Consider the following 14596-nt stretch of genomic DNA (forward strand, 5'->3'; position numbering starts at 1 on the left):
GACGGGCAGCCGTTCTCCGTGATTTTCAAACGACAATGGGGGAGATTTATTGTGAAAAAGACAGCAGTATCCATCACCGCACTACTCATGGCATTTTCAGTAGTGGTCAGCGGATGTGGAGGCAATAACAACCAATCAAGTTCGGATAACAACGGAGAAAAGAAAGGAGTATCCAGTGCAACTGCCGCTCCTGCAACGCCAAGCACGGACCCTGTTACCCTGAACGCGTGGGTGATGCCGAACAGTCCCAAGCCGGATGCTGACTTCCTGAAGACGCTTGATCCTTACTTGAAGGAGCATACGAATGTCACCGTTAAGGTAACCGTGCTGGACTGGGGTTCCGCCTGGACCAAGATTACAACGGCGGCTACAAGCGGCGAAGGCCCGGATTTGCTTCAGCTCGGCTCGACCTGGGTCCCTGCTATCGCCAGCATGGGCGGCATTGATAAAGTAACGGATAAGGTAGCTGATGTGGGCGGCGCCGAAGCCTTCCTGCCGGCAATCTGGCAGACTACCTCCATCGCGGGCGACAGTGAAGTCTACGGAGTCCCTTGGTTCGTAGATGCACGTGCTATCTACTACCGGACAGATGTATTCAAGCAAGCCGGGGTTGATACAGCCACAGCCTTCAAGGATTGGGATTCCTTCAAAAGCGCGCTGCAAGCGGTCAACGGACAGACCGTTGACGGCAAAAAGATCGCTGCACTCGGACTTCCGGGTAAAAACGACTGGAACGTAGTGCATAATATCTTCCCTTGGATCTGGGCCGCAGGCGGCGATGTTCTCTCGGAGGATAACAAAAATGTTGCTTTCAACGAAGAGAAGGGGCTTGACGGCGTGATGTTCTACACCGGACTTGCCGCTGAAGGCCTTGTGGATAAATCTTCGCTTGAGAAGAATTCGTCGCAGATTGAGAGCGACTTCGGCGACGGTAAATCGGCGGTCATTATCTCCGGCCCTTGGCTCGCCAAGAACTTTGCGACACCGAAAGCAAACGGCGGTATGGATGACAAGAAAGCGGCCAAGAACTTCGCGGTGGCTCCGCTTCCGGCAGGTCCGGGCGGACAGGCTACCTTCGTCGGCGGCAGCGAGCTGACCGTATTCAGCGGCTCGAAGAACAAGGAAGCGACTTGGGATCTGATTAAGTACCTGACTGGCGATGAAGCGCAGAAGGCTTATGCTGCCGTATCCGGCCAGCTCCCGGCTCGACTGTCACTTTTGGAATCGCCTGATCTGGATGCAAGCATGAAAGCATTCTCGGAAGCCACGAAATACGGAAGAACCTATCCATCCATTCCTCAATGGGGACCTACGGAAACGGCGCTGCAAAAGCATTTTGCCAACATCTGGGATATTGTCGCTGGTGTGAAGGGCAAATATAGTGAAGAAACCGTCAAGCAAGAGCTGGATTCTGCAGCGGCCGAAGTCAAAGCAATTATTAACCAATAATTATGAGGATTAGGGGGATGCCGCCGCGCGATAGGGTGCGGCGGTTCTTCCATTAGTAAAGTGAGGGATAAGAGATGGGACTCCATACTGAAAAAAATCTGCCTGCGAAGGCTGCTTCCGACAAGCGCGGACTGTGGCGCAAACGGGTCAGAGAGAATAAATTTGCTTACATGCTGATGGTGCCGACCATCATTTTCATGCTGCTGGTGCATTTGCTCCCTATGATTCAGGGATTCTGGATGTCATTCCTGAAGCTGAACCAATTTACACTGGGCAAATATCTTAAGGCCCCGTTTGTGGGGCTCGACAATTATATTGGCCTGTTGTTCAACACCGATAACCCGGTCCGCCAGGGGCTCAACTTTGCCATCCGCAACACCGCGATTTATTCGGTCATTGTGACGATCGGTGTAATGATCATGGGCCTGATGATGGCCTTGCTGCTGAACCGTGATTTTCCCGGACGCAGCATTGCCCGTACAGCCATGCTGCTCCCATGGGTCGTTCCGTCTTACGTGGTCGGTGTGCTCTGGGGTTTCATGTGGCAGAAGGAAGGCATTATCAACTATTTCCTGGTCGATGTCCTGCATCTCTTCAATGAGAAGCCTTTCTGGCTGCTGGGGCCGAATACGATCTGGGCGATCATTATCCCAACCATCTGGCGCGGCTGGCCGTTCCTGATGGTCATTTTCCTGGCTGGACTCCAGACTATTCCCGAAGATATCTATGAAGCGGCAACCATTGACGGTGCGGGCAAGTTCCGCCAGTTCTGGAACATGACGCTGCCGATGCTTAAGCCGGTTATTGCGGTACAGCTTTTATTCCAGATTATTAATAATGTCTACTCCTACAACATCGTCTCCACGATGTTCGGCAACGGTGCCGGATATCCGGGGGAATGGGGAGACCTCCTGATGACAGCCTTGACCCGCCAATCCTTCGGTTATTGGTCCTTCGGTTCGGGTTCTGCCGCTTCAATCATGCTGATGTTTGCCATGCTGATGGTCGTCGGTATCTGGTACCGCGCCTTTAGATCGGAGTTGAATGCCCAATGAGTACACACCGTAAACGTTCTGTCAGTTCGTTCCTGCTGACCTCACTAACCTGGGTCATCGTTGTATTGACGATATTCCCCATTTTGTGGATGATCTTCACCTCTTTGCACTCCAATGACCAAATTCTGAACGGGATCACTACCTTTAGCCTGCCGAAGCCGCAGTGGGTCAATTATATCAATATGTGGGATACCGTTAATTTTGCCGTCTATTTCCGCAACAGCCTTCTGATCTGCGGTGCGACAACCCTGCTTGCCGGCTCCTTTGCCGTTCTGGCCGGGTATGCGCTGGCCCGGTTTGATTTTCCCGGAGCGAAGCTGTTCAGCATGAGTATCATATCCACCCAGCTGATTCCGGGGATTATGTTCCTGTTCCCGATTTATCTGATGTTCCTGTGGATCAAGAATACGTTCGGTTTGCCGATGATCAATACGTACTGGGGAATGATTCTCGTCTACACGGCGTTCTACACCCCAATCAGTATCTGGATTATGCGGAGTTTCTTTGTCTCAATTCCAAGAGATCTGGAAGAGTCGGCCACAATTGACGGCTGTACGAAATTTCAGGCTTTCTACAAAATCATTCTGCCGTTGTCTCTGCCCGGCATTATTGCGACAGGCATCTTCATCTTCCTTACGGCGTGGGATGAGCTCCTCTTCGCCTGGGTTTTGACAACCAGCTCGGATGTACAGACGATTCCGGTCGGTATCCGCTTGTTTGTCGGCCAATACAATACCCGCTATGACCTGCTGATGGCAGCCTCCACGGTTGTAACCGTACCGGTCATGGTCATATTCTTCATGACGCAAAAATACTTTATCAGCGGTATGACCGCGGGGGCCGTCAAGGGCTGACCCGCAGCATGCCAGGAAAGGTGAGAGCAATCATGCTGAAATTTACTACCGCAAGAGAAGCGATGGCTTCGGCTGAAGATATCCTGAGACAAGCCTTCGCAGACCGGATTGGCCCCGGGGCGCACATCAGCGCCCTCTTTACGGATTCGGAACGCCGGGGGGCTGTAGGCATAGCCGGTCTGCCGCTTCGGCTGCCTGCCATTCAGGAGCTGCTCAAGCTCCCCGCTGTGGCAGCGCTGCTGCCGGGTGAAGCGGGTGCCTCCGCGTTGTTCGCCGTAAACGAAGATGCCACGGAATTGTCACTGTATATCCGGCACGCCGGAAGACAGGAGCAGACTGTTGACGTACCGGAGGCTACCGCAAGCTTGGCTTTGGCGCACTTGCAGGCTGCCCCGGGCTGGGCAGGCGCGCTTAACGCTGAGGGCGAGCATGTAATTGATCTGCGTTCACCCGTGCCGGGTCCGCATTTCGCGGTCAATTTGCTGATGGGCAACCGTCTGAGCTTTCCCCATCCGCTTCAGACCACCCCGAAAAGCGTTGTTGACCGGCTGGGCGGCGGCAGCTTCCGTTCACATGCGGCCACCCAGGTGCTGGCCACCCGCTGGGATATGCGCCAGGAGGAGAACGGGTTCCCGGCTAACCGGCAATTCTATCTGTTCGAGGACGGGAAGCAGATCTTCTATTCCGCGGACCCCGGAGATGAGGGAATGGAATCGGCGGTCTGCCGGCATTCACAGAATGTAACGCGAATCACCTGCCGCACGCGCTGCGGACTGGAGATTACACGAATCATCTCTATTCTGCCTCAATACGAGGGCCTGCCTCTGGCTACCGAATTACAGCGGATTGAGATTGAGAACCATGGAGAAGCCGACCGCCGTCTGCGGATCGTCTACACAGGAATGTTCGGTTCCGCCGCACCGGGTGCATTGTTCGAGGATGTGCTGTACAGCAACGTTATTATGCAGGGCGGAGTGCTCCAGGATAATACGGGAGCCGTGGCAGCCATCAGTCCGGATTATTATCCCGAAGGCGGCCGTCATGATCTGCGCTTCCACACAATGATCGTTCACGGGGCAGAAGGACCGGTGCTGCCCCGTGAATACTGCGTCAGCTACAATGAATTTGTCGGTACAGGCTCGCTGCACCGTCCGTCCGGCGCGCTCAGACTGAGTAACATTCTGCACCGTAAGGGGCCCGGCTTCTTCGCGGTAGCCGGGGAAATTCAAGCGGCGGCGGGAACTAAGACAGCTGTTGACCAGTTGACCGGTCTTGTCTCCGACAAGAGCGGGGCGCCCTGGAATGACACAGTGCTGGCGGATGAAGTGGGGGCGCTGGTCGCCCGTTTCTCCGATCCAGGCGCGGCGGAATCAGCGCTGGAGGAATCAGCCGGGTTCGTACGGGATTACAGCAAATTCCTGCAGGTATTCTCCGATGACAAGGATTTCGATGTGTTTATCAACCGCAATCTGCCGTTTCAGGTGCTCTATCAAAGCTTTGTCTCCCGTTCCTTTTGCCAGACACAGAAGGGCTACAGGGAGATCGGCTTCCGCGAAATCCAGGATTTGTACGCATCGATGTATTATTTTGTCGGCATGGGACGAAGCGCTCTGGTGAAAAGTCTGCTTAAAGAATGGACCGGCATGGTGTTTGAGCTGGGCTATGCCTATCATAACTTCTTCTGGGCCGGCAAGGAGCCGGGCAAATGGTCCGACGATGCGTTATGGCTTGTTCAAGCCGTCTACCGCTATGTAATGCTTACCGGCGATCTCGAGTTCCTGGATGAGTCTTGTCCGGTAGCGGGACAAGACGCCAGCCGGCCGGTCTTCGAGACACTCAAGGCGATTATTGTTTATTCAGGGCAGATTTCAATCGCCCGCCACGGTCTGCCCTTACTGGACTTCGCAGACTGGAACGACTGTCTTAAGCTGGATGACACGTATCTGAACGGTCCAGCCAAGGAAAAGCTCTACCGGGAGCAATTGCAGGCAGGCGGGGTCTTCGGGGATTCACTGGACAGCGACTATTCCGAGAGCGTCATGAACGCCTTCCTGCTGAAGGTAGCGGTAGATGAACTGTCTGCTCTGGCTGCCCGCAAAGGGGAGCAGGATGATGCCGATGAGCTGGACCGCTTCGGAGCCAAGCTGCGCGAGCGTATTCAAGAGCATGCCTGGAAGGGCAACTTCTTCGCCCGCGTGCTCTTCAACCGGTACCCGGATGGCGAATACACCTATTTGGGAGCTGCCGGAGACGGTCTGTCAGCAGATCCGGCATCCGATGGTTCTTACTTCTTAAATTCCTTCAGCTGGAGCATCCTGTCTGGCTGTGCCGATGAAGCGCAGATCTCGGTGATGCTGGACACTATGAAGTCACATCTTATGACTCCTTTCGGATTGAAGCTGGTTTCGCCGGTTGCCTTGGGCCGGGTCTCTTCCCACACAGCTTCGGACGAATACTTTCCGGGTGACCGGGAGAACGGCGGCGTATTCAAGCATGCCTGCATGATGGCCGCAGCTGCGATGTTCAAGGGCGCCAAGGAAGTCTCGGATTCAGGGCTTGCTGCCGAGCTGGGCCGTTTCGGCTATTGGCTGCTGGACCGGATCATGCCGTTCAAGACGATGGAAGATCCGTTTGCAGTCTGCGGAAATCCGCGATTCTGCACTCAATATAATAACAGCGAGACGGGGGAGAACATCGGTCCAATGCTAAGCGGCACCTCGACCTGGCTCACCCTCTCGCTGATGGAAGCGCTGGGCATTGAATATACAGCGCAGGGGATTGCACTGAGTCCGATCCTGCGGGAAGAGCAGACAGAATTCTCTTACACTCTGAAGCTTGGCAAATCTTCATACTGTATCCGGATCAGGAAACCGGAAGGCTTCCGCCGGATGCGCGGCGGTGCTGCCCGTCTGACACTGGATGGCCGGGCGCTGGAGGACGGGCTTATTCCGACTCCGGATGACGGGCTCACCCACGAGGTGGAGCTGCGGTTTGAAGAGTAAAGATGTTAGAGTGCCCGGTCACGGAACTCATGCGGGGTCATCCCCGTGTACTCCTTAAAGAGCTTGATAAAGTAATGGGCATTGGAATAACCCAGCTCGGCGGAAACCTCATAAATTTTCAGCGGCGTATGAATGAGCAGATACGCCGCTTTTTCCATCTTAACCTGACTGATGTAGTCGCTGATCCGCTTGCCTGTCTCAAGCTTGTACATTTTGGACAGATATACCGGATGCATCTGGACATGATCGGCGATAGCCTGAAGGGAGACATAATGTATATTGCGGTCAATATATTCATGTACGTTCCGAATCAGGACTGTCCGGCTGTCCCGCCGCTCGGATTCGAAATGCTCCTTCAGCAGTGTAACCATCTCCAGCGCCCATTCCCGCAGCTTGTCGGCCGTCTGGAAGGGGGCCTGCTTCATTAGCGGATTGCCCACGATCTCGCCCAGCATCTTCTTATTCTTATGGGCGAAATAATAGAATGCCGTCTCCAGATGCAGGCGGGCTTCATGGATATGCTCCAGGGAATGGTCCGGATTCCGGGCCAGCTCCGAAGCGATGGCGTTCAGCTTGTCTTCGATCCCCTGCCAGTTGTTCGCTTCGAATAAATGGAAGAAAAGCGGAGGCTCGTAGAGCGGCTGGAGAATTTCTACAGGGTTAAAGCTGCTGTTGTCCGTGGCATCCAGATAGATGCCTGTTTCGCTGCCGATATGCTGGCGGATAGCTGAGATGCCGGATTGATAAAGCGTGTACACCTGATCCGGGAATCCTCCCCAACCCGTAGTGACCACAGAAAGGCCGCCGCCAATCAGCGTGCTGACATGATTCTGCAGCTGATAGGCGGCCTGGGTGATATCATCTGCCAGATTCAGGCGGGGTTCAATGTCTTCCCTGGGCTGCAGCAGAAATACAAGATAATCATGGACATCCTTGCTTGACCAGATGTGGAACCGGTCTTGAAACAGCTCTTGCGCGATATTAATAATGGCGTATTCGAACAGCAGCATGCTGCCCATGTCCTGACGCCGGAAGAACTCCTCCGGTCTGACGATTACAAGGCATACCGGCAGACTGGTGGAGAACGGCAGATCGAATTGGGAGAGCCGCTCGTGCAGCTGCGGCCTGGACATCTTCCGCCCCTGCAGGAGCTCGCCGAGCAGCCGGTCCCGCAAGAGCGGAAGATGCTCGCGGAAGGTCTGCATTGTCCGCTGATAGGAGGACCAAGTCTCCCATTCGCCGCGCAGCTCATCCTGGAGCCTGCCAATAAGGGCAATCAACTGGTCATTGGCAATTGGCTTAAGCAGATAGGCACTGGCTTGCTCTTCAATCGCCTTGCGGGCATATTCGAACTCGGCATAACCGGTCAGCATAACGACCCGGATATGCTTCCAGCGGCTACGGATGGAGGCGATTAGTTCGATGCCTGAAATTTCAGGCATATTGATGTCTGTGACAACAATGTCGATAGGATAACGCTGAAGCAGCTCCAGTGCCTCGTATCCGGAATAAGCCTTGTGGACTTGTTCAAATCCCATTTCCGTCCAAGGAAGCGAAATGGATAGATCGTCGACGACATAAGGTTCGTCGTCAATCAGAAGAATTTGATGCATAGGGTTCCTCTTTCTTCTCCATGCGAAGAGTGATTTTTAAGCCGCCTTCAGGTGAAGGGGCGATCAGAAGGCCGGATGAATCACCATAATGGGACTTGAGGCGCTGCTGGATGTTCCATAGCCCGCAGCCTCCGTCCTCGCGCGCCGTTTCGGAAATCCGGGCCTGCAAAGCGGTAACTGCCTCATCCGTCATGCCAGCTCCGTTGTCTGCAACGGTGACTATGACGCTCTCTTGGGTATGGGAGGCGGTGATCCGAATGGAGCCTTGGCCGATCTTTTTCTCAATACCGTGAATGATGCTGTTCTCCACCAAGGGCTGGATCAGCAGCCGGGGAATCTGCAGACCCAGCAGATCTTCCGCGATATCCATCTCATAGCGGATGCGCTGTTTCCGCAAATTCTGAATCTCCAGGTAATTCTCCAGCAGCTTCAGCTCGTCCTGCAGCGTAGTGAGGGAATGGTCCGCCTTGGTGATGTAGCGGTAATATTCTCCGAGGTTAAGCGCCATAGCCTCCACCGAATCGGTGTCGCCGACAACGGCCTTACTCTTAATAAAGAACAGGCAGTTGTAGAGGAAGTGCGGATTAATCTGCGATTGAAGCTGTTTCAAGTGGGCATCCTTGGCCCGGAGCTGCTCCAGGTAGACCTGTTCAATCAGCAATTGAATTTTCTCTGCCATTTCATTGAATTCTTCGTTGAGCATTGTGAACTCAGGATTGGTCTTGGTATGAATACGGGTAGACCAGCGACCTTCCTTCATCCTGTTGAGCGAACGCAGTAAAAGGCTAACCGGACGCTGCACTTGACGATATAGCTGCAATGAGAACAACAGGCTCATGACCAGGAGAAAAGCCGATCCCGTCAGGAAGAAATAACGGCTGCTGCGGATCGGCTGAAGAATCTGCTTCAACGGCGAATAATGCACGACCCGCCAGTTAATGGCCGATGAAGGAACCGAACTGATAAGAAAGCTGCCCTTCTTGAGGTTGAGGATTTCCGATGTGCCCTGTCCGTCTGCGGAATCAAGCGTTGCGGTGATCCGTTCAGCCATTTCCCTGTCGGTATTGCGGGAGAGGATCATCCCGAAAACCGGATGGAACAGGAAGGTATCGCCCTTGTTCTGCGACTGGTAGGCATCGAACATTCGTTCAATGTTGGATACAGGGAAATACATTGACAACAGCAGTTCCGCCTCTCGGGGAGGGCTGCTTTCTGTAGCGGGATCTGACAGCAGCAGGCGGAAGCCCGCTTCAGTGCTGCCCCTGTCCTCAGAAATATACTCCCAGCCGGCCGGGAGCGGATTCTCAAGTACGGAGGAATCAAAGGAGAGTGAGGAATCTGACCCCAAGGTCTCACCGTTGTGCGGCTTGTACAGGACAATCCGGTTCTCCCACGTACTGGAGCTGGTCTGAAGGGAGAGCTTCTCCAGCACGGTCATAATGGTCTGGGCGGGGTCAATAAGATGGCCCAATTGCCGGATCTGCTCGTAGTCACGGATGGTCGGGTCTCTCTGAAGAGCATACATGCTGCCCGCCAATTGGTTGATATTGTTGTCCATCTGCTGGGTCAGGAACTCCAGGTGATTCAGGTCCGTTGTCTTGATCTGACTCGTGATGACTCCGATATCCTTGCGGTAGGATAATCCGTAGAATAAGAGTGTGGTTGATATAAGGGAGAGCAGGATTGCAACCATTTTAATAAACAAACTCGGACGCCAGGCCATAAAATCATCCTTTTCAGAAGCTTTCACTGTTAGCCGTAATAAAAGAAGTGTACCATGTGATGCCGAAGAAGATTATGATACAAGTTGTCCGGCCCTCCAGAACATTACGAAAAGCAGGTGGTTCCATGAAATTCAGATTGCCGTTGATCGCGCTGGTCCTGATATTGTCGGGGTGCACCTTCCGCAGCTCCGGGGGCACTCTCCCGGCCGCTTCCCCGGAGAGCACGGCGCCTCATTTTGACGTCAAAGCGGGTAAATATAATCCGCCCATAGACCTGTACACAGTGGGCTCCGTGAACCCCAATTTGACCTTTAAAAAAGGCGAGAGCCTTGAACATAATGTGCATACGGCCTGGGCGGAGGAACGGTTGGGAATCCGTATCCGTTATCTCTGGACCATCTCCGGCACCTCCGAGAACTACGCCAACAAGCTGAGGCTTGAGCTGGCCAAAGGCAATATGCCCGATGTTGTCACTACAAGGGATGCAGCCATCATTCAGGAGCTGATTGACTCCGGGCAATTCATGGAAGTCGGCAGTTTATTTGAACAATATGCCTCCCGGGTGTGGAAGAAGGCTGTTGCCGAGGACACCTCGGCATGGAATGCCTTCGTGCGGGACGGGCATAAGTATGCGATTCCCATCATGGATTACGAATACAACTCCGATCCGCTGCTCTGGATTCGCCAGGATTGGCTGGACAAGCTGAAATTGGAAACACCACGGACTCTGGATGAGCTGGAACAGGTCATGGACGCTTTTGTCAACCAGGACCCGGACGGCAACGGATTAAAGGATACTTACGGCCTTGCGTTAGGATTCCGAAACGGTCCCAGTACCTGGATGGGGGACAGCAGCTGGATTTTTGGAGCATTTGGCACGGTTCCCGAGCAATGGAACCGCCGGAGTGACGGAACCCTGGAATATGGTTCCGTGCAGCCCGGCGCCCGGAAGGCTGTTGCGCTTATGAAGCATTGGGTCCAGCAGGGGTACTTGTCGACGGACAGTGCCTGGCTTGATGAAGAGGGCGCCGCCAACCGGTTCGTCTCCGGCAAGGCCGGCATGATTGCCGGCCCGTATTGGATGCGCGGCTGGCCTTTGTCTTCCCTGACTGCCGCAGACCCGCAGGCGTCTGTCAAGGCTGTTGCGATACCCTCCGGACCGGAAGGTACCGCTATGAGAAGAGGCACCTTACCTGTCAACGGAGCAATACTGATTAACAAGAAAATGAAGCACCCCGAAATCTTTTTTACCTATCAGAATTATATGTTTGATTATTATGCTACCTCCACCGGCGAGTTCATTAATGGTCTTGCAGAGGGCTATGACTGGGCAATGGCGGGCGGCAAGGCGACCATTGAGCCCTCTGCGCTGCCGATGGGCGTCATCCGGGTGGCCTCCTACACACTGACCTTCGACGGGGCGAGAATTCCCTCCGAAGTCATTAAGGAGATTCCGGAGGATATTGCCCCGGTGCTGCTGGGCCAGAAGGAGGCTTCCCGTAAGGAACAGTTCACGGGACCGCCCACCAAGACGATGAAGAGCGACGGTGAGCTGCTGAAGAAGCTGGAACAAAAAAGCTTTCAAAATATAATCTTTGCAGACAGCGGTATCGGGGAATTTGACGAGTTTGTCGGCAAATGGAAGGCCTACGGGGGATTGTCCGAAACCTCGGAGGTCAATGCCTGGGACCGCAGCCGCCGATGAGTCCGCAGGGACAAGAAACCGCCTTGATGAAGGCGGTTTCTTGTCGGAGAGGCGCTGGAGCTTCTTACTCGCCCCGGTCTGGCGCTGGAGTATAGCGGAATTCGTCATAATAAGCATGTAGCGGAGCCTTGCCGTCATAAGCCTCCAGCCAGGAATCCACACCTGTTCCGTTCCAGAGATTCATCATAATACGGCCCGGAGTAAAGGGAATACTCTCGGTCGCTGTATGAACTGGGCGGCCGTCTACATACCAGGTAATGGAATCCCTCTTCCAGTCGAAACCATACCGGTGAAATTCTTCTGACGCGTCAAAGCCGAGGTCAATCACCTTTTCATGTCCCCCGATGCCGTCTGTGAAGTAGTTCAATTGCATCTGGCGGGTGTTTTTACCCAAAAATTCAATATCGATTTCGTCCCAGGGCTCGCCTTCCGAAGGGCCGGTATACGTGAAGAAAGAAGAGACTACACCGGGATTGGCCGCCGGCTTCATACGGATTTCATACTTGCCATAGCTGTACTTTTCCAGCGAACGGTATTCTGCACCGTCGAACTCGCCGGGGGACCGGCTGGTAAGAGACAGGGTCATAAGATCATCCCCGGCAAATGAGATGTTATCTTCTCGCCAGGTGCAGTTGAACATGTCTCCGTTGGAATAACCATCCGTTTTTTTCCAGAACTCCGAATTGAATTCTGTAAAATTGTCCTTCACGCCTCCTGCTTCGGATCGGGGTGCTGTACTGAAGGCCCATAGGCCCCATACTGCTGCTGACAGAGCAGCAACGGCTACGGATGCTTTGATTAACCTGTTGCGTATCAATTCTGTTCCTCCTGTGATGATGTTTCTTGCTTTTATCGTACAGAACCCAGGCTCTGGCCGCTATACCAATGTGTCAATCCGGATAACAAATTCTGAAGATAACGGCTTCCGGGCAGATGTAAAAGGACTCCGGCAGGTGCGCTCTGTGCACCGCCGGAGTCCAAATTTCGTTTTTAGTTGCCTGTGAATTTCAGCCAGTCGTAGTAAGCGTAGAGCGGGTTGGCTCCGTTATAGGAACCGAGCCAGGAGTCCACTCCGGTTCCGTTCCAGAGATTCATCATAATTTTACCGGGACGGGACGGAATATTGCTGGTGGCTGTATGCTTCAGAACGCCGTCCACATACCATTTAATGTAGCCCTGCTGCCAATCGAAGGCATACGTATGATAACCTTGGGAAGCGTCAAATCCCAGATTCACGATCTTTTCATGGCCGCCAACCCCGTTTGTATAATAATTGAATTGGACTTTAGTGGTGTCCTTGCCCAAAAACTCGATATCAATTTCATCCCAGGGCGTGCCGTCGGAAGGTCCGGTATAGGTGAAGAAGGAAGAGACGATTCCGCTGTTCTTGGCAGGCTTCATGCTGACTTCATATTTACCGTAGCCGTACTTGTAGACAGACCGCATTTCTGCACCGTCAAATTTATTATTGCTGGGACTGGTCAGTGCCAGACGAAGCTGTCCGCCGCTTGTAAATGAGATATTGTTAGCGCGCCAGGTGCAGTTGAACATCCCGCCATTGGAATAGCCGTCGGCTTTTTGCCAGGTTGCGGAATTGAAGTAGGTCAGAGGCTCATCAAAGACGGTGGCTGCCGAAACAGACGGAGCTCCAGTGAGCAATCCCGCAAGCAGCAACAGCATGCCTGCACCGCATAATCGTTTTAACCTTTTCATAATAAAAGTACCCCTCCTCGGAATGAAAGCGTTTTACAATATGATTTTAGCGGACCTTGATGCCGGCCACTATACCAACTTTCCAACCCAAATAACAAAAAACCAATTTTTTGCAGGCAAGAGTATTTCATTACCCTCTCACACATACTAATATTGCATGACTGTTAGAGGCTGTACATGTTCAGGAGGGGTATTATGGAGCAATGGTCCCAAAGTAAATGGTTCCGCTTGATGATCGGCGTGCTGCTCTCCCTGATCATTCTTTATTTCGTCTGGCTGCTCCGCCCAATGCTGGAGGGAATATTCCTGTTTCTAAAAGCGATCCTCGCCCCGTTCCTGGCGGCAATGATCATCTCATATGTGCTGAATCCCGTGGTTTCCATGCTCTCCAGGAGAAAAATGCCGCGCAGCGTGGCCGTCCTGCTGATCTATGCCGTATTTCTCACCTCACTCGCGGTAATTCTGATCAACCTGATCCCCATGTTCATCGAGCAGCTTGAGGAGCTTAACGAGCATCTGCCCGAAATGACACTGCATGCGCAGGGTCTGATGCGGAACATGAACTCCAGACTGATTCCGCCCGGCGTGGAGACGGGGATGAATAACTGGTTCTATCAGCTGGAAAACCGCCTGGCCGAAGGTATCTCCCATTTCCTTGATAATATTGCGTCGACGATCGGTATCCTGTTCAATGCATTCATTGTGCCTTTTCTGGTGTTCTACATTCTCAAGGACTTCGATGTGTTCGAACGGACCGTTGTATCCTGCCTGCCCCGTTCCCGCCGCAAGTCGATTGTCACCCTGCTGAAGGATATTGATGAGGCACTCGGCAATTATATCCGCGGGCAGTTTCTTGTCTGCATCATCATCGGTGTGCTGGCCTATATCGGCTATATGATTATCGGTATGCCTTATGCGCTGCTCTTCGCCTGCGTGGTTGCGGTCTTTAACATTGTGCCTTATATGGGTCCGTTTCTGGGTGCGGCTCCGGCCATTGTAATGGCTTCAACCCTCTCGTGGCGCCTGGTACTAATGGTAGCTGTGGTGAATACACTATGCCAAATGCTGGAGAGCAACGTCATTTCGCCGCAGGTCGTCGGGCGGAAGCTTCATCTGCATCCGCTGCTGATTATCTTCGCGCTGCTGGTCGGCGGGGAGATCGCCGGAATGATCGGACTGATTCTGGCGGTGCCGTTCTTCGCAGCCGGTAAAGTGGTCATTCAGCATATCATCGCCTATTATATCCGCAGAAAGCCGGCATAAAAGCAGGGATATTGCTAAATCATTGACGGTACATGTATCTTTTGGTTATAATGTGGTGAATATTACGAATAAGAAGCAGTACACATAGCAGTGCGATGAAGAGGAGTATTAATTCGTGAGACCGTTATTGCAGAGAGCCGGCACCTCAGGTGCGAGCCGGTTAACGGACCGCAGTGAACTCACCTCGGAGTAACGGCGCGAGCCGCAGGGTTCCTTAA

At 53.3% G+C, this 14596-nt stretch carries 10 protein-coding genes; 6 read left to right on the top strand and 4 right to left on the bottom strand.

The annotated features are described in order from the left end of the window. Nucleotides 1-51: 51 nt before the first annotated feature. The 4 genes from MHI42_RS28370 to MHI42_RS28385 all read left to right on the top strand — a co-directional run bounded on the left by MHI42_RS28370 (nucleotide 52) and on the right by MHI42_RS28385 (nucleotide 6360). Nucleotides 52-1449 (top strand): sugar ABC transporter substrate-binding protein, encoded by a 1398-nt coding sequence (locus MHI42_RS28370; RefSeq protein WP_342421342.1) that lies wholly within the window; start codon nucleotides 52-54, stop codon nucleotides 1447-1449. A gap of 74 nt (nucleotides 1450-1523) precedes the next feature. Beyond that, nucleotides 1524-2504 carry a sugar ABC transporter permease gene (locus MHI42_RS28375; protein WP_342421343.1) on the top strand — a complete coding sequence of 327 codons (981 nt, stop codon included), beginning with the start codon at nucleotides 1524-1526 and terminating at the stop codon, nucleotides 2502-2504. After that, complete coding sequence (locus MHI42_RS28380; protein WP_076245114.1) at nucleotides 2501-3358, top strand: carbohydrate ABC transporter permease; 858 nt, start codon at nucleotides 2501-2503, stop codon at nucleotides 3356-3358. Before MHI42_RS28375 ends, MHI42_RS28380 begins: the two co-directional genes overlap by 4 nt. Nucleotides 3359-3390: 32 nt before the next feature. Then, nucleotides 3391-6360 carry a hypothetical protein gene (locus tag MHI42_RS28385; RefSeq protein WP_342421344.1) on the top strand — a complete coding sequence of 990 codons (2970 nt, stop codon included), beginning with the start codon at nucleotides 3391-3393 and terminating at the stop codon, nucleotides 6358-6360. A gap of 5 nt (nucleotides 6361-6365) precedes the next feature. On the opposite strand, the gene MHI42_RS28390 is transcribed toward MHI42_RS28385, so the two are convergent. Together MHI42_RS28390 and MHI42_RS28395 are read right to left on the bottom strand one after the other, a co-directional pair. Then, nucleotides 6366-7973 carry a response regulator gene (locus tag MHI42_RS28390; protein WP_342421345.1) on the bottom strand — a complete coding sequence of 536 codons (1608 nt, stop codon included), beginning with the start codon at nucleotides 7971-7973 and terminating at the stop codon, nucleotides 6366-6368. Then, nucleotides 7951-9666: a sensor histidine kinase gene (locus MHI42_RS28395; RefSeq protein ID WP_342421346.1), complete on the bottom strand. Its 1716-nt coding sequence runs from the start codon at nucleotides 9664-9666 to the stop codon at nucleotides 7951-7953. Before MHI42_RS28395 ends, MHI42_RS28390 begins: the two co-directional genes overlap by 23 nt. A 155-nt stretch (nucleotides 9667-9821) precedes the next feature. Here MHI42_RS28395 and MHI42_RS28400 point away from each other — a divergent pair, with 155 nt between their 5' ends. Further along, entirely contained in the window at nucleotides 9822-11402 is a 1581-nt protein-coding gene (locus MHI42_RS28400; RefSeq protein ID WP_336101184.1) for an extracellular solute-binding protein, read from the top strand. A 64-nt stretch (nucleotides 11403-11466) separates the two neighbouring features. Here the strand turns inward: MHI42_RS28400 and MHI42_RS28405 are convergent, their stop codons facing one another. Both MHI42_RS28405 and MHI42_RS28410 read right to left on the bottom strand, forming a co-directional pair. After that, on the bottom strand, nucleotides 11467-12111 hold the full coding sequence (locus MHI42_RS28405; protein WP_342424818.1) for a glycoside hydrolase family 16 protein: 645 nt from the start codon (nucleotides 12109-12111) through the stop codon (nucleotides 11467-11469). Between the two features lie 281 nt (nucleotides 12112-12392). Next, nucleotides 12393-13115: a glycoside hydrolase family 16 protein gene (locus MHI42_RS28410; protein ID WP_039300921.1), complete on the bottom strand. Its 723-nt coding sequence runs from the start codon at nucleotides 13113-13115 to the stop codon at nucleotides 12393-12395. 195 nt (nucleotides 13116-13310) lie between these two features. Here MHI42_RS28410 and MHI42_RS28415 point away from each other — a divergent pair, with 195 nt between their 5' ends. Continuing rightward, nucleotides 13311-14378, top strand: a complete 1068-nt coding sequence (locus tag MHI42_RS28415; protein WP_336101183.1) for an AI-2E family transporter — start codon at nucleotides 13311-13313, stop codon at nucleotides 14376-14378. Nucleotides 14379-14596 lie beyond the last annotated feature (218 nt).

The organism is Paenibacillus sp. FSL E2-0178 (assembly GCF_038593005.1).
Taxonomy (GTDB): Bacteria; Bacillota; Bacilli; order Paenibacillales; family Paenibacillaceae; genus Paenibacillus_AQ; species Paenibacillus_AQ phytohabitans.

What these genes read in the sequence shown, in the direction of transcription:
- MHI42_RS28375 (WP_342421343.1), top strand. Translation starts at nt 1,524, where the DNA reads ATGGGACTCCATACTGAAAAAAATCTGCCTGCGAAGGCTGCTTCCGAC.
- MHI42_RS28380 (WP_076245114.1), top strand. Translation starts at nt 2,501, where the DNA reads ATGAGTACACACCGTAAACGTTCTGTCAGTTCGTTCCTGCTGACCTCA.
- MHI42_RS28385 (WP_342421344.1), top strand. Translation starts at nt 3,391, where the DNA reads ATGCTGAAATTTACTACCGCAAGAGAAGCGATGGCTTCGGCTGAAGAT.
- MHI42_RS28390 (WP_342421345.1), bottom strand. Translation starts at nt 7,973, where the DNA reads ATGCATCAAATTCTTCTGATTGACGACGAACCTTATGTCGTCGACGAT.
- MHI42_RS28395 (WP_342421346.1), bottom strand. Translation starts at nt 9,666, where the DNA reads ATGGTTGCAATCCTGCTCTCCCTTATATCAACCACACTCTTATTCTAC.
- MHI42_RS28400 (WP_336101184.1), top strand. Translation starts at nt 9,822, where the DNA reads ATGAAATTCAGATTGCCGTTGATCGCGCTGGTCCTGATATTGTCGGGG.
- MHI42_RS28410 (WP_039300921.1), bottom strand. Translation starts at nt 13,115, where the DNA reads ATGAAAAGGTTAAAACGATTATGCGGTGCAGGCATGCTGTTGCTGCTT.
- MHI42_RS28415 (WP_336101183.1), top strand. Translation starts at nt 13,311, where the DNA reads ATGGAGCAATGGTCCCAAAGTAAATGGTTCCGCTTGATGATCGGCGTG.